This is a genomic window from Sulfitobacter sp. CW3, from assembly GCF_019392245.1.
In the GTDB taxonomy this organism is placed as follows: domain Bacteria; phylum Pseudomonadota; class Alphaproteobacteria; order Rhodobacterales; family Rhodobacteraceae; genus Sulfitobacter.
This window is the reverse complement of sequence record NZ_JAHXRL010000007.1, coordinates 59558-79006: the sequence shown is the minus strand read 5'-3', so window position 1 is coordinate 79006 and position 19449 is coordinate 59558. Positions and strand designations below refer to the sequence as shown.

Sequence of the window (19449 nt, the reverse complement as noted above, 5' to 3'; positions counted from 1 at the left end):
TGATCAAGATGTAACAATTTGTAACCATTCCTTTGATGTGTCAATCAGTTTGACTCGCATGAGCGGACTAAATCTACGTTTTGGCCGTATTTTAATTTGTAATAATTTGTATTGTTCCGGCGTGGCGTTTATCATAAGGAGGTAGAAGGGTAACGCAGGAGTTTGGGCGCGAACGACAGCTCCCATACGTTTTTCTGCGTTGAAGAAACTGGTGGACCGGCCTCTTTGTCAGGCTTCGTCAAAGACATATATTTTCAGGAGACGATCATGGACCTTAAAGGAAAAACCGCAATCGTAACAGGCGGTGGCCGCGATATCGGGCGCGCGTGTGTGCTAGAACTCGCTGCGCGGGGCGCAAATGTAGCTATTAACTATATGGCGAGCTCCGAGGGCGCTGATAGCGCCGTAGCCGAGATCAAGGCGGCGGGCGGCAACGCATTTGCACTGCAAGGGGACATGACCAAAGAGGCGGACGTCGCCGCGCTGGTCAGCAAAACCGTTGAAGAATTCGGGCAGGTCGACAGCTTGATCCACGTGACCGGTGGTTTGCTGGCGCGTGTCACGATGGCGGATATGACGCTGGATCACTGGCAGGCGGTTATGGACGTTAACCTCACCTCTTTTGTTTTGATGGTCCGCGAATGCCTTCCGCACATGAACGACGGCTCATCGATTGTAGGTCTGGCATCGCAAGCGGGCCGTGATGGCGGCGGTCCAGGCGCGTCTGCTTACGGCGCATCCAAAGGCGCATTGATGACGCTCACCCGCGGTCTGGCAAAAGAGCTGGGCCCGAAAATTCGCGTCAACTCCCTTTGCCCCGGCATGATCGACACGGATTTCCACAACATCTTTACCAAGCCCGAAGTGCGCACACATGTGGCGAATGTCTCGCCGCTCAAGCGTGAAGGTACATCCGAGGAAGTGGCCAAACTGGCAGTGTTCCTTGCCTCTGATGATGCTGCGTTCATCACGGGTGCAAATGTCGACATCAACGGCGGCATGCTGTTCTCGTAAACACAGTCTTCGGGCGCTTGCGGACGATCCGCCGGCGCCCGTTACCTTGACCTGACCCTGAGGAAACGCACTATGGAACTTATCGGAAAACATCTCATCGCGGGTGAGTGGGTTGGCTCTGCCGATCAATTTTCGTCTGATCCGGCGCAAGGGCCAGCGCATGATTTTGCAGCGGGCACCGTCGATTTGGTGAACCGCGCAGCGCGCGCCGCCGAAGATGCGTTCCTGTCTTATAGTGCTACGACATCAAAAGAACGCGCCGCGTTCCTGAATGCCATTGCAGATGAAATCGACGCCCGTATCGATGCGCTGGCCGAGATTGGCAGTCACGAAACCGGCCTGCCAGATGCACGCCTGCGCGGCGAGACGGGCCGCACATCCGGCCAGTTGCGTATGTTTGCGGCGCATATCCTCGACGGCGCGTATCTTGATGCGCGTCATGACGCAGCGCTCCCCGATCGGGCGCCGCTTCCGCGTTCCGATTTGCGGATGATCCAGCGACCTATCGGGCCTGTCGCCGTGTTCGGCGCGTCAAACTTTCCGCTCGCCTTTTCAACTGCTGGCGGTGACACGGCCTCTGCTCTGGCGGCGGGATGTCCGGTTGTTGTCAGGGGCCACCACGCCCATCCCGGCACGGCTGAAATTGTTGCCGTTGCTATCAATGCGGCCATTACGTCTTGCGGAATTGATGCCGGTGTCTTTTCCCTTATTCAGGGCGGCGGGTTAGAGGTTGGGCAGGCGCTGGTCCAACATCCGTTGATCAAGGCGGTTGGCTTTACGGGCTCGTTGCGCGGCGGTCGTGCGCTGTTCGATCTGTGTGCCCAACGGCCAGAGCCTATTCCCTTTTTCGGCGAGCTTGGTTCGATCAATCCGGTATTTTTGCTGCCGGCGGCGGTTGCTGCACGTGGCGCGGGCATCGGCAAAGGCTGGGCCGCATCCTTGATGATGGGGGCAGGGCAGTTTTGCACGAACCCCGGTGTGGTCGTGGTGCTTGACGGCCCGTCCGCTGATACATTCCGCGACGCGGCGGTTGAGGCATTGCAACAAGGGCCGGCACAAACGACCCTGACGACAGGCATTGCGGACGCCTATTTTGACGGGCGCGACCGTGTTTCTGCAACCAAGGGCACCACAACACTTGTCACAACCAAGCGGACAGACAAACGCAGTGTCACCCCGAGCGTTTTCGAGACAACTGGCTCGCAATGGCTTTCCAGTGATGCCTTGGCACACGAGGTTTTCGGCCCGCTTGGTATTATCGTGCGTGTCGCTGACATGGACGAAATGCGAACGGTTGCGCGGGGCCTTGAGGGGCAGCTGACCTGCACGTTGCAACTGGACGCCGACGATACCGATGCCGCGAAATCCCTCATGCCGATCCTAGAGCGCAAAGCGGGCCGCATCCTTGCCAATGGATACCCGACAGGGGTCGAGGTGAGCAGCGCGATGGTCCATGGCGGCCCCTATCCGGCGTCCACAAACTTTGGTGCGACGTCCGTCGGAACGATGGCGATCCGCCGTTTTCTGCGTCCGGTTTGCTATCAGGACTTGCCCGCAGCATTGCTGCCGACCGTTTGAGGTGAATAAGCCGCGGGTAAGCTATTGTTAACAGACTGTATTACAAATTATTACAAATACGCTTGACGTATTACAAATATAAACGACATATTCCTTCCTAGGGAGAATCTGGGCAGACCAAGTATCTGCTCAGGCCACACATAAGGGAGGACTACCATGTCATTTTTCACCAAGACCGCTGCAATTGTATCTGGTGCGGCCATCGCCGCGACGCTCACGATGACTGCGGCGCAGGCAGAGACGACCCTACGCGGCGCAAGCATGTTCGACGAGGAACACGCCTTTACAAAAACCATGCGCAAATTCGAGGAACTGGTCGCCGCGAACTATGACGGCGACGTCACGTTCGACCTTCGCCTGAACGGCGAACTGGGCGTTGAAAGCGATTACGTCACCTTCCTTAACCAAGGTGTTGCGATTGACTATACGATCCTTGCGCCTTCCAACATGGCCAAATTCGCGCCCTCAATTCCGCTGATGGACATGCCGTTCCTGTTCCGCGATCTGGATCATTGGAACGCGGTTCTGTCCAGCGATGTCCTAAAGCCGCTTGAGGATGAACTGCTTGAGAAAGCCAGCATCAAGATCATCGGCTACACGGGTGGCGGCACACGCAACCTGTTGTCCAAAAACCCTCTTGTGAATTTTGATGACCTTGCGGGCCACAAGATGCGGGTCATGGGCGCGCCCATTCAAGCGCAGATTTTCTCGGCGTTGACTGCGGCACCTTCTGCGATTGCATACAACGAAGTCTATAATGCGATCCAGACCGGCGTCATCGCAGGTTTTGAGAATGAAGCGGCAAGCATCCAGAACCTCAAGTTCTATGAAGTCGCGCCGAACCTGTCGTTGACCCGTCACACGATCACGGTACGCCCCATCGTGATGAGCGGCAAAACCTTCAACGGTCTGCCGTCCGATCTTCAGGCTGCGGTCCTTAAGGCGGGTGCAGAGGCGGGCGCATTCGGGCGTGAGTTGGAATCGCGTGAAGACGGTGTGAAGCTTCAAGAAATGGTGGATGCCGGTCAGTTGAAAGTGTCCGAGTTCGAGGGCCGCGACAAGATGCTGGAAATGGTTGTACCGGTTCAGGACGCCTATGCCGCCGAGATTGGTGCAACCGATCTGCTGGCAGCGATCCGCACCAAGTAAGACCAAAGCTGCCCCCACAGGTTTCATACTTGTGGGGGCTTTCCCTCTTTTCACCCTTAGTTGATCGGTAAGCACATGATCCTGCGTGGTCTGGAACTTCTCGCCTCTGCGATACGATTTATCATCGGGGCGCTGATGATCTCGCTGGCCATTCCTGTCGGAATGCAGGTTGTCGCCCGCTATACCGGCATTATCCCTGTCTATCTGTGGACCGAGGAACTGGCGACGTTCATCTTTGTCTGGGTGGTTATGCTCGGCTCGACGCTGGCCGTCTGGGAGGGGACCCATTTCGACGTTCAAGTCATTGCCGATGCAAAAAGCCCCCTGTTGCTATTCTTGCAAAAGGCGCTGGTGCTGACGCTTGTCGCGCTCTTTGCGATCCTTTTTGCATGGTACGGCATCGACTATGCCGAGTTTGGCGGAAAGCAGAATTCGGTCATGATGCGCGCAAATCTGATGATCACGCATATTTCTGTTCCGATTGCTGGCACGCTCTGGGCCGTGTTCGCGCTTTATCGGTTGTTCGAAGCATTTGCGGTTTACCGCACAAATGGGCAGGCCATGTCATGATCGTATCAACGGGCCTTGCCTGTCTTATCCTTGTGGGCGGGTTCATCCTGCTTGTGGCGCTGCGGGTGCCGGTTGCTTTCGCCCTTGGTATCGCGACGATCCCGATTGTAATGCTCGATCTACGGCTGACGCCGTTCATCATTATCGACCGGATGTTCCAGTCCTATAATTCGTTTATCCTGCTTGCCGTGCCGTTCTTTTTGCTGGCTGCAAATCTGATGAACTCGGGGCTGATCACGCAAAAGCTGATTGATTTCGCGCGGGTTCTGACGGGCTGGTTGCCGGGCGGGCTTGGTCATGTGAACGTCGCTGTGTCCATGCTGTTTGCCGGCATTTCCGGGTCGTCCACAGCGGACGCTGCAGGCTGCGGTAAAATCCTGATCCCCGCGATGGTCAAAGAAGGGTATGATACCCGGTTCGCCATCGCGATAACGGCGTGTTCGTCCGTTATGGGCGTCATTATCCCGCCCAGCATTCTGATGGTGGTCTGGGGCGGCGTGATGCAAGTGTCGGTGGGCGCGCTATTCCTTGCGGGTGCTATTCCCGGCCTGCTGATCGGTTTTGCGCTGATGGCAACGGTCTATGGCTATGCAAAAGTATACGACTACCCCGTCACCATGCGCCCGACATTTGCGCAATTCTGGGCCGCATTTAAAGGGGCGGCACTGGCGATGCTGACGCCTGTCCTTGTGATTGGCGGTATCGTTGGCGGCATCGTCACCCCGACCGAAAGCGCGATTATTGCAGCCGGTTACGCACTGATCCTCGGTGTTTTCGTCTATCGCACGGTGTCGGTTCGCGATCTGGGCAGCATCTTCTATGACACGGGCCGATTTGCGTCGATCTCGCTGTTTGCAATCGGCACTGCATCGGCTTTCGGCTGGATGTTGGCCTTTTACAATGTCCCCCGCCTGATCGTCGATGTGCTGACCGCACAGGAATTAGGCGTCATTGGCACCTCGCTCATCATTGCGGCGCTGTTCCTGTTTTTCGGCCTGTTCATTGATGCCATCCCCACGATTATCATCCTTGGCACCGTCTTGTTGCCCGTGGCAAAAGCAGCGGGCATTGATCCGGTGGCCTTTGCGATAATCGGGATCATCTCGCTTGCCTTTGGGTTGGTCACACCCCCTTATGGTTTGTGTCTGTTAATATCGGCCTCAATCGGAGGAATGAATGTCGTCAAAGTTCTCAAAGACGTGTGCATTATCCTTGCTCCGATGCTGGTAATTTTGATGCTGGTCATTCTGTTTCCGGAAATCGCACTGTGGTTGCCGCGCAAACTTATGCCAATGACATTTCAATGATTTGGCAATGCGCCATCAGCCGTTTGAATAGGAACAAGCCATGAGAGAAACCTGGCGTTGGTTTGGCCCGGCGGACCCGGTCACCCTTACTCATATCCGCGAAGCAGGGGCCACGGGCATTGTCACAGCTTTGCATGATTTCGCGCCCGGCGAAGTCTGGCCGCTTAGGGACATCGAGGCGCATAAGTCCCTGATCGAAGCCGCAGATTTGACATGGGAGGTCTGCGAGTCGATCTGGATGGCAGACGCGATCAAGCTGAAGGGCAGCGGCGCACAGGCCGAGATCGCAGCATGGGTCGAGACCCTGCGCAATCTGGCACGGGCGGGGGTAAAGACCATCTGCTATAATTTTATGCCCTTGCTGGACTGGACCCGCACTGACCTTGCGTATGAATTACAAGGGCAGGGGCAGGCCCTGCGCTTCGATATGGTCGATTTTGTCGTGTTCGACGTCCATATTCTGGAACGCCCCAATGCCAAGGCCGATCACGCGCCCGACCTGCTGACTGCGGCGCAGATGAGGTGGCGTGATATGACAGCGACGCAAATTGACGCGTTGGAGAGCAACATTATCGCAGGTCTGCCGGGCAGTGCGAAAGGCTTTTCCCGCGCCGATCTGATGGCGGGAATCGAGAGTTTCTCTGCCCTGTCGCATGCTGACCTCCAAGCAAACCTCGCCGCGTTCCTCAAGATTGTTGTGCCCGAAGCCGAGACACTGGGTGTACGTCTGGCGATCCATCCCGATGACCCGCCGTTCCCGCTTTTTGGTTTGCCGCGCTGCGTCTCTACGGCGGATGATCTGGAATTCCTGCTGGCGGCACAGCCAAGCCCTGCAAATGGTCTGACCTTCTGCACTGGCTCGCTGGGGGCACGCGCGGACAATGACCTGCCTGCAATGACGCGCAGATTTGGCGCAGATGTCCATTTCGCCCATTTGCGCAATGTCCAACGGGAACACGACGGCAGCTTTTACGAGGCCGCGGCCCTTGGCGGCAGCACGGATATGATTGCCGTCCTATCCGGCCTGTTACAGGCCGAAGCCGCCGATCCCGATCGCAGCATACCCATGCGCCCCGATCATGGTCATCTGCTCGCCTTCGAGCAGAACCAGAAAACCAATCCGGGCTATTCCTATATCGGCCGCCTCAAGGGGTTGGCCGAACTCAGAGGTGCAATGGCCGCGCTGTTGCACCATAGTAATACGACTAAAATCGGGGAACATTTGCAATGACATCAATCCTTGGCATCGGGGAATGCATGATCGAACTGTCCTCGGCGGGCGACGATCTGTGGCGGCAGCGGTTTTCCGGCGATGTGTTTAACGCGCTTTGGTATGCGCGGGCCTATTCGCGCGACGATACCGATATTGCCTTTCACACCGCCGTCGGCACCGACCAGATGTCGGATCAGATGCTAACGTTTATTCAGTCGGGCGGCATCAGGTGCGATGACACGCCACGCATCGCGAACAGGCGTCCGGGGCTCTACACGATCCACCTCAACGGTGCCGAGCGCAGCTTTACCTATTGGCGCGACACATCTGCGGCGCAAATGATGGTGCGCCAGCCGGGGCCGCTTTGGGCCAATGTGGCCGGTGCAGATGTCGTCTATTTCTCTGGAATATCGCTGGCAATCTTACCCCCCGAGGATCTTGAAATCTTGCTGGATGGGCTTGTGCAGCACAAAAAACTGGGCGGCATTCTGGCTTTCGACCCTAATATTCGGCCCCACTTATGGAGCGACCGAGACCGAATGCTAAGGGTCATTTCGCGGGCCGCCAGCCTGTGTGATCTGGTGTTGCCAAGCTTTGATGATGAAACATCTGCATTCGGCGATGCCACACCGGAAGACAGCGCAAAACGCTATGCTGATCTGGGGGCAAATCATGTCGTGGTCAAAAATGGCCCCTCAGATACCATCCATCTGGAGTCAGGCTGCATGACAGCCTTTCCAGTCACCCCGGTCGACAAGATCATCGATACGACAGCCGCCGGAGATTCCTTTAACGGGGCATATATCGCATCTCTCCTGCGCGGATTACCGACGTATAAAGCCATCCAATCGGCCCAGCAATGCGCAGGGAAGGTGATCCGGCAAAAGGGCGCTATCATTTCATTTGCCGAGTTGGACGCAATCTGAAGGTGCTGCCTGCGGCAGCCGGTTTTCTATAGCTAAATATAACATAATATAGATTATCCGGATTAAACTTCGGCGTGGGGCACATTCTATACTGGGTTGCGAAATTTTCTCTATCTTGCTGGAAAGCAACGAGAATGAAAGATGGCGCATACAGAGCTAAGCCTGCGCGAACGCCGCGCGATTGAAGATATGTTGAAAGCGAAGATATCCGTGCGTGAGATAGCCGCGGAGATCGGCAGGCATGTTTCAACGGTTTACCGAGACATCAAACGCAATGGCTACACCGATGAGAAATTGCCGGACCTGAACGGGTACTACGGTGTTGTTGCGCAACGAACAGCCACACAAAGACGCGCCCGTCGTCGGAAACTGGTGCGCCTTGTCAGTCTTCGTAAGGCCGTGATCAAGCAGCTCAAGGAAGGTTGGTCGCCCGAACAGATCGCCGGTCGGTTGCATTTCGAAGGCCAACCGATCCGTGTGAGCCATGAGACCATCTACGCCTATGTCTACGGCCCACATGGCCGTTCCAAGGAACTGGCGCGGCATCTTCCCAGTAGCCAGAAAAACCGCAGGCCACGATATGCCAGAAGACCCAGAGGTCAGGTATTTCCGCCAGAACGCTCCATTCATCAACGCCCTGAACACGTGAAGACCCGCGAGACATTTGGTGAATGAGAGGGTGATCTCATGATCTTTGAACGCCCTCAAGGCGAGATGAACGTGGCTTCACTGGTCGAGCGCAAGACCCGCTTTGCCGTCTTGTTCCGTAACAACGACCGTAGTTCGACGCAGTTCATCAACAAGCTGATGGGTGTGATGGAACCCCTCCCTCAGCCTGCGCGGCGTTCGATCACCTTTGATCGCGGCTTAGAGTTCCGTGAGTGGCGCAAGCTCAAACCAGAGATCGGAACAGAGGCTTGGTTTTGTGATCCACAGGCTCCTTGGCCGAAAGGATCAGTGGAAAATCTGAACAAGCGAGCACGCAGATATCTGCCACGTGATGCGCCCGTGGCCGCGCTCTCAAATCGAGATATGAAGTCGATTTGTGACCGCTTAAACAACACACCCAGAAAGTGCCTGGGATGGAGACCCCCCACTTAAGCATTTAGAGAAGAACTGATGAAACTGAGATAGCGGAAACCGTCGCAACGACCCTTGAGACTTCAATATCTAGTGTTTCAATAATATACTACCGGAGTCATGCTGGTCCCACCCTACCTGCTGGGATGTTCCACATGCTTCACTCGATCCGAATATGCACACCTTTGATCGCGTTTGCACTGCTCGGCTCGTTCATTGGCACCGCCAATCGCGTTCAGGCTCAATCTTACCAGATCGACTGCGCCATTCTGCTTTGCTTGTCTGGCGGTTGGCCCGCATCTGTTCCGCGCTCACGTGCTCCTGCCGAATTCATTCGCCGGATCACGCCTTGGCCCGTTAAACCGCCACTACAGATTTGGTAGTGTCCGATGAGCGCATTTTTCCATCCAATTTCCCCGCCGAATGATTTAGGCCACCTCTACGATATCTTGTTCACCTACCTAGATCGCCCGCGGCCACTGTTAACGCCTGCCACCAAACCCTTGCTCTCGGAAAAAGCCGTTTTGAATCTCACTGAACCAGACCCAATGTTGTTCCCTGAAGGTTTTACGCTCCAGTTGGCCTAAGATCGTGCTGATATCGATATCAGCGACCCCGAGTTCAACTTCGTGCACTCAATCCGCGTTTATGATGTACGATATGCACGCCAAAACGAGTGTGGCCGCGACGGTGATTGAAGTGGTCCGGCAAAACTGGACAGCGTGCTAAGATGTATCCAACCTTGAAAACGGGATACACAAATGACGAAGAGACGCAGTTTTTCAGACAAGTTCAAAGCTACTGTGGCGCTTGAGGCGTTGCGCGGTGACAAGACGGCGCAAGAGATTGCGGCCAAGCATAAGATCCATCCAACGCAGGTGACGACATGGAAACGGCAGGCGATTGACGGACTGACTAGGGAGTGCTCTGACAAAGCCAGGAGAACGGAGGATAACGAGGCCGAAGTCAAAGAACTGCATGCCAAGATCGGGAAGTTGGCGGTTGAGAACGATTTTTATCACAAGGGCTGAAGCGATGAGCATGAGCGAACGCAAGGCGATGATCCGCAAAGATCACCTCAATCTCAGCCTGACAAAGCAGTGCAAGCTGCTGAAGATCAGTCGATCATCGTTGTATTACACGCAAGTTGGCATTGATGCCGAAAAGCTGAAGTTCATGAATGAAATCGACCGCCTGTTTACGAAAGACCCGTTCTTTGGCAGTCGCCAGATTGCAGCCTATTTGCCGAGAAGTGGATTCCAAGCAGGTCGCCACCGTGTGCCGCGTTTAATAGGGATCATGGGTTTGCAGGCTATTTATAAAGGGCCAAACACCAGTAAAAAGCATCCCCAATACCGGATTTACCCATACCTGCTGCGAAAGTTGACTATCACACGCCCAAACCATGTTTGGTGCAGCGACATTATGAATAGCCCCTAGTTTCCTAGACACCTTCTTGGTTGATATTGCGCTGTCCGTTTTCGAAGTCGACGGGCGACAGCATACCGTTTCTGACTTGTTTGCGTTACGGGTTATATAACATTTCGATGTAGTCAAAAATGTCCTGTCTTGCCTGCTCGCGGATTTTGTAAAGCCGACGACGGACGCGTTCACGTTTGAGCAGATTGAAGAAGCTCTCGGCGACCTCATTGTCGTGACAATTCCCGCGCCTGCTCATCGAATGTTCAAGGTTGTGAGCCCGCAGAAAGGCGGCCCAATCTCGACTGGTAAATTGCGAACCTTGATCGTTGTGGATCAAGACGGATTGCTTTGGTTTGCGCCGCCAGACAGCCATCAGCAGCGCTTGTAGGACAAGTTCCGTTGGTTGCCGTGATTGCGTTGCCCAGCCGACCACACGACGTGAGTAGAGCTCGATGTCGACAGCCAGATAAAGGAACCCTTCGTAGGTCTTGATGTAGGTAATGTCTGAGACCCACGCCGTATCTGGTGTTGTCACATCAAATTGCCGGTCCAGCGTATTGTCGACCACAACGGATGGCCTGCCGCCATAGCTGCCCGGTTCGCGTTTGTAGCCGATCTGGGCGCGAATGCCTGCCAAACGCGCTAACCTTGCAATGCGGTTTGGGCAGCTTGTCTCGCCCTGTTCCACCAGATCATCATGCAGCTTACGATAGCCATAAACCTTACCGTTATCTTTCCACGCCTCTTTGAGCAACTTCGTCTGGCGGACGTCCTCACGCGCGCGATGGCTTAATGGATTCTTAACCCATGTGTAGAAACCGCTAGGATGGATGCTGAGGCAGCGGCACATCCTGCGGACTGAGAATACGGGGCGGTGCGCGGCGACAAACGCGTACTTCACCTTGCATCCTTTGCGAAGTACGCGGCCGCTTTTGTTAGGATGCCGTGTTCCTCGGTCATCCGTGCCAGCTCACGCTTGAGCCTACGGTTCTCGGCTTCATGATCCAAAGATGGCACCTTTGACGCTGCTTTTGCATAAAGCTTCATCCATTTGTAAAGCGAGTAGGTGCTGACGCCCAATCGCTCTGAAACCTCGCGAACCGGATATCCCCGTACTGTGATCTGATGCACAGCATCACGCTTGAAATCTTCACTGAAATTTGGCTTCCCCATAACGGCCTCCTTGCCTCAAAATTAGGGAAGAAAGCGTCTACAATACTAGGCGCTATTCAGAGTTCGACTTTGGGCAATCCTCAAGCAACATCATCCAAGCCAAAAAAGGGCGCGGCGCATCCTCTCCAAAAGCTCCTTCCCGGTAGGCTGTCCAAAGATCGTGGGCTGTGCCGGTGGCTTCTTCACAGCGATTATTAAAATTGTTGCCGAATGATGGGCCCACTTGTGACTTGAATTCGAGCGCGGCCACGAGTTGCCCGCGATGCATCACAAGCATGTCCCATAGCTTCGTCGGACGGTAAAATCCCGGCAAGGTAAGAGCACGTTGCTGTACGCAAATTTGCAATTCATGAAGGCCATTGGCCTCAATAAGTCGTTGGGCAATGACAAGAAAGCCGTCCATATTCATGCTGGCGGTGCCGGCACCGCGTGTGCCAGCATCACATTACGAGCTTCGACTTGCCGTGCGAACGCGGCTTCACGGTTGCCCCAAAAGAGTTTGACTGCCTCGCGGGCGTGTTCTTCATAGGGGACTGTTGCGTTAATTGAAGGATTTAGCGACGGTTGCGTTCTTGAGGTTGCACATGGCGTGTAAGTCAGCGTTCAAACACCACCATTTTCCGCGCGAGAATATCCTTTGCGCTGTGCGTTGGTATCTGCGCTATCCGCTTTCGTATCAGGACGTGGTCGACCTGCTGACCGAGTGCGACATCTCAGTCGATCGGGCCACTGTTTATCGATGGTGCTCAAGTTTGGGCCGGAGCTAACCAAACGAACGGAGAAGCACCTGCGGCGCGCAAGCGTAGATTGGCATGTGGGTGAGACATACATACGCGTCGTTGGTAAGCGGCGCTATCTGTGGCGGGCTATCGACGCAAACGGCCAGATGGTCGACTTCCGTTTGACCGCGCATCGTGATGCAAAGGCGGCAAAGCCATTTCTTAGCAAAGCGATTGAGCGTGAAGGGCTGCATCGGCGAGTCGCGATCTGCACCGATAAAGCGCCAACCTATCGGCGTGTTATTCGTGAGATTAATCATCGATAAGATCCGCATTTAGAAAGTATCCGACATGTTGATCAAAAGTGGCGCAACAACCTGATCGAGAGCGATCATGCTGCCATGAAACGGCTACTTGGCTACCGACAAAGCTTCAGATCCCTGCGATCGGCGAAAGAAACACTCAGCGGCATTGAGACGGTCCGGACGATCAAGTGTGGCCACATCCCTAACAAACAGGCGGGAGTCACAGGCGAGATCGCGTTCATCAATCACCTATTTGGAACAAACGTGTGAACGAAAGGCCATCATGCCTCGCATCGGGCCAAGAAAATTAATGCAACAGTCCCATCCAGACCGCGTAAGCGATGACCTTTCAAGGTTAGCGAGAGCTTTTCAGGCACGGCAAGTCCGCCGAAACATTCTTAAATTGCATCTTCGGGCCATTGCACATTCAAATAACTTAGCGATACGGTTTGTCGCGAAATTGCCGAATAACAACTATGGCAACTTGTTGAAACCCGAGTTGCGCGAGATGCTGAAGCAGGACAATCAGCAACCGAAAATGGAAAACCCGCCCTGCAATCTTACAGGACGGGAAATGGATCAGCGTTGATCGTGGCGTGGGTTAGTAGACAGTAACGTCAAATCCAAACCACTTTTCAGACAGCGCCTTCGTGGTTCCGTCCGCCTTAACGGATGCCAAAGCAGCGTCGAACATGGCGCGCAGTTCATCATCTTCTTGACGAAGTCCAACAGAGGATCCACGGCCAAGGATGCCGCCCTGAAACCGTGGGCCGGACATCATCATTTCGGTGTTCGCCGGATCACTAGCTGCTGTCATTAAATAGGCGGGTGATGCCATGACCGCATCAATGCGCCCTGCAAGAAGGTCCAGATCGTGCTGTTCTGTCGATTTATATTCGCGAATGGTGATGTCGTCGCCAAAGGTTTCCTGCATGAAACGCGCAGAAATCGCTGAGCTTTGCACGCCGATGGTTTTACCTTTGAGCAATGGGCGGATTTCCTCAATCGCGATTTTGGCACCATCCGGATTGCTGGCAAGGTTGAACAAATCACCCTTCAAAGGCAGCGCGGCCAATGGTCCATCTTTGAGCACCCCAAAGGTTTGTCCTGTTGACCCGTAGGGTTGCGAGAATGAAATTACCTTTTCGCGTTTTTCGGTGGCAGACATGCCCGCCATTATCGCATCATATTTACCCGCCAGCAAACCAGGAATCATGCCGTCCCAGTTCTGGGCGATCAACGTGCATTCAACCTGCATGCGCTCACACAGGATCTTATAAAGATCGACCTCATAACCGGTCAGGGTGCCGTCAGCCTTGGTGAAATTCCACGGTGCAAAGGCCCCTTCTGTGGCTATGGTTATTTTGCTCAAGTCCTTGGCGGCGGCAGGGCTGATTGACAGAATGGACAGGCCAAGAGCGGCAGCGGTGGCAAGAATTTTCATGTTAGTCTCCTTGTTGGTCAGTTTTTGGTTGGATATGGAATAGGTTATGAGGGCGCGGCAAAGCGTTGAAACCGCTCTGATCCGCCGCCCGTAAACAAATCGTCTGGCGCTCCTTGGCAATCAATCTGGCCTTGATGAAGAAACACGACGCGGGTCGACACATCCCGTGCAAAGCCCATTTCATGTGTCACCACCAACATCGTGCGGCCTTCGTCGGCCAGACTGCGCATTACGCGCAGCACCTCGCCGACCAGTTCAGGATCAAGTGCGGATGTCGGTTCATCAAACAGCAATACATCGGGATGCATGGCCAATGAACGGGCGATGGCAGCACGTTGTTGTTGCCCGCCCGACAGATGCGCAGGATAGGCGTCGCGCTTTGCGGCGATGCCGACTTTGTCCAGCAATGCCAAGGCTTCTTCACGGACCTCGGCCTTGGGTCGGCCAAGGACATGAATCGGCGCTTCCATCACGTTTTCCAGCACAGTTTTATGGGACCACAAGTTAAAGGATTGAAATACCATCCCTACCCGTTCGCGGATCTTCTGGACCTTGCCTGCATCGGTAGGTTTCGACCGCCCTGCCTTATCTGTAGTCAGTTCGATCATCTCGTCACCGATCCAGACCTCGCCCGCTGACGGCGTTTCCAGCAGATTAATACAGCGCAACATCGTGGATTTGCCTGATCCCGACGACCCGAGAATCGACACGACCTCCCCCTCGTTTGCATCAAGATCAATACCGCTCAGAACTTCGTTTAACCCAAAGGATTTGCGCAGGCCGCGCAGGCGGATTGCAGGTTTGGTCATGGGTTGGCTCCGGTCAGGTTTTCGTCGATTTCGAGTAATACTTCACTGGCTGGCCGTAAGTGGGCGGTCAGGCGGTAGTCTGTAAAAGAGACGATACGGGTCAGTATGAAATTGATGGCGAGATAGATAAGGCCCGCGGCGGCAAACACTTCGATCACACGATAGGTTTCAGAAATCAGCTTGGCCGCGAGGCCAGTAATTTCCATCAAAGTGATGATCGAAGCCAGCGATGTTGCCTTGCACAAGAGGATTAATTCATTGCCATAAGCAGGCAGGGCTTGGCGCACCGCTTGGGGCAAAATGATCCGCATAAACCCAAGGCGCGGTGACATACCGCAGGCCCGCGCCGCTTCGATCTGACCTTGCGGCACAGACAACAATCCGCCGCGAACAATTTCTGATCCATAGGCACCTGTATTCAGGGCTAGCGCCAGAACCGCACACCAGAACGGTTCGCGCAGAACAATCCACGCGGCGCTGTCCCTAATGGCTTCAAACTGGCCCAGCCCGTAATAGATGATGAAAATCTGCACCAGCAACGGCGTGCCGCGAAACACAAACAAGTAAAAGCGTGCGATTTTCTGCATCCAAACCGGCCCCCACAACCGCGCAGAGGCGATGCCGATGGCAATGAATATCCCGATAAACACAGACAAAGAGGCGAGCGTCAGTGTAAGCGGAATTCCGGCCGACAAAATCAGTATCGTTTCACCGAAAAATTGGAAATCCATGGGGCTACCTTTCCAGTCCGCGGCTGAAATGCCGCTCGGCACGGTTCAGGACCAGACCGGAAATCCATGTAATCACAAGGAAAAGCACCGCCGAGGCAAAGAAGAAATAGAAAGGCTGGCGGGTTGATCCCGCCCCGATTTGCGCCTGCCGAACCAATTCGACCACGCCTGTCACCGACACCAGCGCGCTTTCCTTTAGGGTGATCTGCCAGACATTCCCCATGCCGGGCAGCGCATGACGCGCCGTCAGTGGCAAGATGATCCGGCGAAATAATGTCGGGCGGGCCATGCCCATCGCCACGGCCGCTTCGATTTCACCGGGTGTGACTGCACGATAGGCCCCGCGAAACACTTCGGTGTGCTGGGCCGCGGAAACGACACCAATGGCAATCGATCCTGCAGCAAATCCGGGTAAGTCAAAAAATCCCTCACCGCCCAATCCACGCATGATTTTGGTCAACAACAAAGACCCGCCAAAATAGAACAGATAGATCACCAAAAGGTCGGGAATACCGCGTAACACTGTGGTGTAGGTTTCGGCAAAGCCACGGATCACCCGCCCGCCAGATACCTTGCCCCACGCGAGAAATGCCCCCAGCGTGCTGCCAATCACATAACCCGTCGCTGCAATTGCCAGCGTCATCATCGCCGCACGTAATAGCGCCGGGGCCCAGCCCTCAGGGCCAAAGCTCATTAGTTCAAAAAATCCAGGAGTATCCATGATTATCTTCCGCACGCCTGTGGTCTGTCCTGACCTGGAAAATCCGTCATTCCGTCACCGGAAAATCAGGGCTCACATCATCTGGCAGCGGGTTCACAAATGGCCGACCCTCGCGGCGCTTTAGAAAATCGGCCTTTGCGGCAGCCAATTGCGCGGGATCTTCAAACAACGCTTTGGCCGTCGCGGCCATCACCTTGGCGGCATGGGTCATGCCCTTGTGGGCAATGCCGGATTTGCCCTGCGCCACTAGCTGCCAACTGTGTCCCGGCGTGCCAATCGCATAGGTCGCGCCGCGCACCTGCACCGTTGGCACGACCCAGCTGACGGTGCCGACATCGGTTGATCCAACTCCACTGCCGCGCCCTTGGGTCAGCGGCACCACAAAATCGCACAATGCCAAATCCATCTGCGGCGTGACCCCAAAACGGGTGAACGCCGCGCGAATTTCCTCCGCTGACAGGGTGCTGCGAATGTCTCGGGCAAACCTGTGGTCTTCGGCGTCAAATTCCGGCGGGCCAAGGCGCTCCAATTGGGTATGCATTAATTCTTCTAACGGCGCGTTGCCGATCAGATTGGCATCGCCTGACAACACCCGATCCCGCACCTTGGTTCCTGTCATCAGTGCGGATCCTTGGGCAACCTTGCGCACCCGTTCCACCAAAGGGATCAATTCGTCCAACTCGCGTGCACGGACCAAATACCGGACCGACGCATAGGCCTGCACGACGTTTGGCGCAGAACCGCCCGTGTTGATGACCGCATAATGAATGCGCGCAGAGTCGGGCATATGTTCGCGCAGGTAATTCACCCCGACATTCATCAATTCAACAGCATCCAACGCCGATCTGCCGAGTTCAGGGGCCGCTGCCGCGTGGGCAGACTTGCCCTCGAATTCAAACAGGATTTCGTTGCAGGCCAATGAGATCGGCGTGTTCACCGCCGCCAATGGGGCCGGGTGCCAGCAGATGGCGATGTCCACATCGTCAAACAATCCCTCACGAACCATGAAGCCTTTGGCCGATCCGCCCTCTTCTGCAGGGCATCCATAATACCGCACACGGCCATGTTGGCCAGTTTCTTCGAGCCACGATTTCAACGCCGCCGCGGCCAGCATCGAACCGGCACCAAGCACGTTATGACCACATCCATGCCCTGCACCGCCTTCGGTTTCTGGCTGTTTCTCAGCGACTCCCGCCTTTTGACTTAACCCAGGCAAGGCATCATATTCGCCCAGAATGGCGATAACGGGTCCGCCCTCGCCCGCCTCGCCCATCACCGCTGTTGGCAGATTAGCGACATTGCGGGTAACGCGAAAACCCTCGGCCTCAAGCGCAGCGACATGTTCGGCGTTGGACTTGTGTTCGGCAAAATTTGTCTCTGGCATCCCCCAAATTCTGTCGGCTAATGCCATAAAATTAGCACGGCGGTCATCAACGTGTTTCCAGATCGGGTCAGAGTTGTTGTCTCTCATGGAGTTTGGGTCTCTCGGTGCATTTACATATTGGATACAAAATTGGTACCAATTATAAACTTAATGCAACACCTTTCTTACCTGAGATTGCAAAAACATGGCTGAGCCGTATGGATTTGCGCAAAAAATACGCAGCCCCTTGGACCTAACTGTGGATTCCTTTAACCGCCGAATTAGGGTAAATAGAAGAAAACCACAAAGGCCCGCCATGTCAGATGACGCAGAAATCATAGCAGACAGACTCGCTCAAGATTTGCGATCGGGTCAGTTCACAGCGGGATCGTGGTTGAAACAAGTCGATCTGCAAGCGCGCTATGGCGTTGGCCGCGCCCCCGTGCGCAAGGCGCTTGAAACGCTCGCGGGGCGCAGATTGATCCGCTACGAAAAGAACCGCGGTTATTCGGTCCACCCGACGGACGATGATGACACCAAACAGGTGCTGGCGATCCGCGTAGCCATCGAAACGGGATTTTCCGAGGCGCTGTGTCTTGGGGCCAGCGCCGAGCAGATCACTGAACTACAAAGGCTGGCGGAACAATTTTCCCAGATTGTTCAAAGCGGCCCATTCGATCAATTGTATGAAACCAACTTGGCGTTCCACCGGACCCTGTTGCGCTGTTCGGGCAATGAACCGATGGTGAATCTGGTGGACGATCTACGCCTGCGCACTTCCCCTGCCCCTGCCTCGCAATGGCTGAACCGTGCAAGAATTGAGCGTTCAGCAGCTGAGCACATCAAAATGGTTGATGCCCTGCGTGTCAAAGACAGCGCCGAACTGGCTAAACTGATACGGCGGCATATTCTGCAATAGGGTTGCGGGCACCAAACATTTGCCAGCACGATCCATCTGATAGGTATTGCCAAGTTATTATAGTTAACTTGTGAAGCCTAGGTAAGACAGGATCATGCGGAAAGCCGCCTAGCTTGTGAAAAACACAAGAATAAGCGGGAACGGTTTTTGAAATCCAACGTTCAACCATAGAGATACAGCAGTATCGTGACCCTAATTATTCTTATCAGTAAAGAGGACGTAACGATGGCCAAAACGAAAACGCTTGAAGACCTTTTTCTAGATACCCTGAAAGATATCTATTACGCCGAGCGCAAGATTCTTAAGGCATTGCCTAAGATGAAACGTGCCGCAACGGATGAAAAACTGGCGCAAGCCTTTGAGAAGCACCACAGCGAAACAGAAGAGCAGATCGAACGGCTGCAAAAAGTGTTTGAAACTTTGGGCAAGTCGGCCCGGGGTAAGACCTGCGATGCCATTGAAGGCATCATCGCCGAAGCAGAAGAAATCATGGACGAATTCAAGGGCTCTCCCGCTCTTGATGCTGGCTTGATCTCCTCTGCTCAAGCTGTCGAGCACTATGAAATCACCCGCTATGGAACGCTGCACCGCTGGGCAAAAGAGTTGGGCATGAAGGACGCGGCCAAGCTGTTGAATGAAACGTTGCAGCAAGAGTGGAAGACTGACGAAGATCTGACCAAGCTCGCTGATATAACCGTGAATGCCGCCGCAAAAGCGCCAGAAAACGCCTGAGGCTGAATTAGGCGGGCGGGGGTGCGTAAGCCCCTGCCCGTCAATCAGATCTGAGCAGGTTCAGGTGATTAGCTGCGGCCGGATCATATACTGGGTTTTCGATGGCATGACATAACCCCACGGTTGCGCGTCGATATTGCCGTTACGCGCAGTAATACTTCGACGTTCGTGATCTCTCGACTGAATGTGCCATTTCTGTTGCCGCGCGACATTTTAGAACCAACCAAACTTGCGTACCGAATGAAATCGCTACTTGGTTCGTCATGAATAGATG

Annotated in this window: 17 protein-coding genes and 3 pseudogenes; 13 read left to right on the top strand and 7 right to left on the bottom strand. The window is 54.7% G+C overall.

Annotated elements, in window-relative coordinates:
* Positions 1–267 precede the first annotated feature (267 nt).
* The 10 genes and pseudogenes from KZZ06_RS15475 to KZZ06_RS15430 all read left to right on the top strand — a co-directional run bounded on the left by KZZ06_RS15475 (position 268) and on the right by KZZ06_RS15430 (position 10277).
* Positions 268–1014: an SDR family NAD(P)-dependent oxidoreductase gene (locus KZZ06_RS15475; protein WP_219581028.1), complete on the top strand. Its 747-nt coding sequence runs from the start codon at positions 268–270 to the stop codon at positions 1012–1014.
* Between the two features lie 72 nt (positions 1015–1086).
* Complete coding sequence (locus KZZ06_RS15470; protein WP_219581027.1) at positions 1087–2592, top strand: aldehyde dehydrogenase (NADP(+)); 1506 nt, start codon at positions 1087–1089, stop codon at positions 2590–2592.
* 156 nt (positions 2593–2748) lie between these two features.
* Entirely contained in the window at positions 2749–3741 is a 993-nt protein-coding gene (locus KZZ06_RS15465) for a TRAP transporter substrate-binding protein (protein WP_219581026.1), read from the top strand.
* A 75-nt stretch (positions 3742–3816) separates the two neighbouring features.
* Positions 3817–4311, top strand: a complete 495-nt coding sequence (locus KZZ06_RS15460; RefSeq protein ID WP_219581025.1) for a TRAP transporter small permease — start codon at positions 3817–3819, stop codon at positions 4309–4311.
* Positions 4308–5618, top strand: a complete 1311-nt coding sequence (locus tag KZZ06_RS15455) for a TRAP transporter large permease (RefSeq protein ID WP_219581024.1) — start codon at positions 4308–4310, stop codon at positions 5616–5618. Before KZZ06_RS15460 ends, KZZ06_RS15455 begins: the two co-directional genes overlap by 4 nt.
* 40 nt (positions 5619–5658) lie before the next feature.
* A complete protein-coding gene (uxuA, locus tag KZZ06_RS15450; RefSeq protein ID WP_219581023.1) occupies positions 5659–6849 on the top strand; it encodes a mannonate dehydratase in 1191 nt (396 codons plus the stop codon).
* Positions 6846–7757 carry a sugar kinase gene (locus KZZ06_RS15445; RefSeq protein WP_219581022.1) on the top strand — a complete coding sequence of 304 codons (912 nt, stop codon included), beginning with the start codon at positions 6846–6848 and terminating at the stop codon, positions 7755–7757. The genes uxuA and KZZ06_RS15445 overlap by 4 nt, the downstream gene beginning before the upstream one ends.
* Before the next feature lie 141 nt (positions 7758–7898).
* Positions 7899–8858: pseudogene (locus tag KZZ06_RS15440) on the top strand (IS30 family transposase).
* Positions 8859–9598: 740 nt separating this feature from the next.
* The gene (locus KZZ06_RS15435) at positions 9599–9868 is read left to right on the top strand and encodes a transposase (RefSeq protein ID WP_219581021.1); all 270 of its coding nucleotides are present in this window, start codon (positions 9599–9601) and stop codon (positions 9866–9868) included.
* Positions 9869–9872: 4 nt separating this feature from the next.
* The gene (locus tag KZZ06_RS15430; RefSeq protein WP_219581020.1) at positions 9873–10277 is read left to right on the top strand and encodes an IS3 family transposase; all 405 of its coding nucleotides are present in this window, start codon (positions 9873–9875) and stop codon (positions 10275–10277) included.
* Positions 10278–10365: 88 nt separating this feature from the next.
* Here KZZ06_RS15430 and KZZ06_RS15425 read toward each other — a convergent pair.
* Both KZZ06_RS15425 and KZZ06_RS15420 read right to left on the bottom strand, forming a co-directional pair.
* Positions 10366–11432: pseudogene (locus KZZ06_RS15425) on the bottom strand (IS3 family transposase); the annotation flags it as partial.
* A gap of 52 nt (positions 11433–11484) precedes the next feature.
* Positions 11485–11841, bottom strand: coding sequence for a PaeR7I family type II restriction endonuclease (locus tag KZZ06_RS15420; protein ID WP_306664456.1), 357 nt, complete (start codon positions 11839–11841; stop codon positions 11485–11487).
* 330 nt (positions 11842–12171) lie between these two features.
* On the opposite strand from KZZ06_RS15420, the pseudogene KZZ06_RS15415 reads away from it, so the two are divergent.
* A pseudogene (locus KZZ06_RS15415) lies at positions 12172–12726 on the top strand (IS6 family transposase).
* A 331-nt stretch (positions 12727–13057) separates the two neighbouring features.
* Here KZZ06_RS15415 and KZZ06_RS15410 read toward each other — a convergent pair.
* From KZZ06_RS15410 to KZZ06_RS15390, 5 genes are read right to left on the bottom strand one after another with little or no spacing between them, the layout of a single operon-like run.
* A complete protein-coding gene (locus KZZ06_RS15410) occupies positions 13058–13900 on the bottom strand; it encodes a transporter substrate-binding domain-containing protein (protein WP_219581018.1) in 843 nt (280 codons plus the stop codon).
* A gap of 44 nt (positions 13901–13944) precedes the next feature.
* Positions 13945–14709 carry an ABC transporter ATP-binding protein gene (locus KZZ06_RS15405; RefSeq protein ID WP_219581017.1) on the bottom strand — a complete coding sequence of 255 codons (765 nt, stop codon included), beginning with the start codon at positions 14707–14709 and terminating at the stop codon, positions 13945–13947.
* Positions 14706–15440 carry an ABC transporter permease gene (locus KZZ06_RS15400; RefSeq protein WP_219581016.1) on the bottom strand — a complete coding sequence of 245 codons (735 nt, stop codon included), beginning with the start codon at positions 15438–15440 and terminating at the stop codon, positions 14706–14708. Before KZZ06_RS15400 ends, KZZ06_RS15405 begins: the two co-directional genes overlap by 4 nt.
* 4 nt (positions 15441–15444) lie before the next feature.
* On the bottom strand, positions 15445–16161 hold the full coding sequence (locus KZZ06_RS15395; RefSeq protein WP_219581015.1) for an ABC transporter permease: 717 nt from the start codon (positions 16159–16161) through the stop codon (positions 15445–15447).
* Between the two features lie 46 nt (positions 16162–16207).
* Positions 16208–17632, bottom strand: coding sequence for a M20 family metallopeptidase (locus tag KZZ06_RS15390; protein ID WP_219581014.1), 1425 nt, complete (start codon positions 17630–17632; stop codon positions 16208–16210).
* Positions 17633–17840: 208 nt separating this feature from the next.
* Here KZZ06_RS15390 and KZZ06_RS15385 point away from each other — a divergent pair, with 208 nt between their 5' ends.
* Together KZZ06_RS15385 and KZZ06_RS15380 are read left to right on the top strand one after the other, a co-directional pair.
* Positions 17841–18443, top strand: a complete 603-nt coding sequence (locus KZZ06_RS15385; RefSeq protein ID WP_219581013.1) for a GntR family transcriptional regulator — start codon at positions 17841–17843, stop codon at positions 18441–18443.
* 225 nt (positions 18444–18668) lie between these two features.
* On the top strand, positions 18669–19175 hold the full coding sequence (locus KZZ06_RS15380) for a ferritin-like domain-containing protein (protein WP_219581140.1): 507 nt from the start codon (positions 18669–18671) through the stop codon (positions 19173–19175).
* Positions 19176–19449: the final 274 nt, after the last annotated feature.

Coding starts and splice junctions, on each gene's coding strand:
- KZZ06_RS15385 (WP_219581013.1), top strand. CDS start 17,841: ATGTCAGATGACGCAGAAATCATAGCAGACAGACTCGCTCAAGATTTG.
- KZZ06_RS15380 (WP_219581140.1), top strand. CDS start 18,669: ATGGCCAAAACGAAAACGCTTGAAGACCTTTTTCTAGATACCCTGAAA.
- KZZ06_RS15465 (WP_219581026.1), top strand. CDS start 2,749: ATGTCATTTTTCACCAAGACCGCTGCAATTGTATCTGGTGCGGCCATC.
- KZZ06_RS15390 (WP_219581014.1), bottom strand. CDS start 17,632: ATGAGAGACAACAACTCTGACCCGATCTGGAAACACGTTGATGACCGC.
- KZZ06_RS15435 (WP_219581021.1), top strand. CDS start 9,599: ATGACGAAGAGACGCAGTTTTTCAGACAAGTTCAAAGCTACTGTGGCG.
- KZZ06_RS15395 (WP_219581015.1), bottom strand. CDS start 16,161: ATGGATACTCCTGGATTTTTTGAACTAATGAGCTTTGGCCCTGAGGGC.
- KZZ06_RS15410 (WP_219581018.1), bottom strand. CDS start 13,900: ATGAAAATTCTTGCCACCGCTGCCGCTCTTGGCCTGTCCATTCTGTCA.
- KZZ06_RS15455 (WP_219581024.1), top strand. CDS start 4,308: ATGATCGTATCAACGGGCCTTGCCTGTCTTATCCTTGTGGGCGGGTTC.
- KZZ06_RS15405 (WP_219581017.1), bottom strand. CDS start 14,709: ATGACCAAACCTGCAATCCGCCTGCGCGGCCTGCGCAAATCCTTTGGG.
- KZZ06_RS15430 (WP_219581020.1), top strand. CDS start 9,873: ATGAGCATGAGCGAACGCAAGGCGATGATCCGCAAAGATCACCTCAAT.
- KZZ06_RS15460 (WP_219581025.1), top strand. CDS start 3,817: ATGATCCTGCGTGGTCTGGAACTTCTCGCCTCTGCGATACGATTTATC.
- KZZ06_RS15400 (WP_219581016.1), bottom strand. CDS start 15,440: ATGGATTTCCAATTTTTCGGTGAAACGATACTGATTTTGTCGGCCGGA.
- KZZ06_RS15445 (WP_219581022.1), top strand. CDS start 6,846: ATGACATCAATCCTTGGCATCGGGGAATGCATGATCGAACTGTCCTCG.
- KZZ06_RS15470 (WP_219581027.1), top strand. CDS start 1,087: ATGGAACTTATCGGAAAACATCTCATCGCGGGTGAGTGGGTTGGCTCT.
- uxuA (WP_219581023.1), top strand. CDS start 5,659: ATGAGAGAAACCTGGCGTTGGTTTGGCCCGGCGGACCCGGTCACCCTT.
- KZZ06_RS15420 (WP_306664456.1), bottom strand. CDS start 11,841: ATGAATATGGACGGCTTTCTTGTCATTGCCCAACGACTTATTGAGGCC.
- KZZ06_RS15475 (WP_219581028.1), top strand. CDS start 268: ATGGACCTTAAAGGAAAAACCGCAATCGTAACAGGCGGTGGCCGCGAT.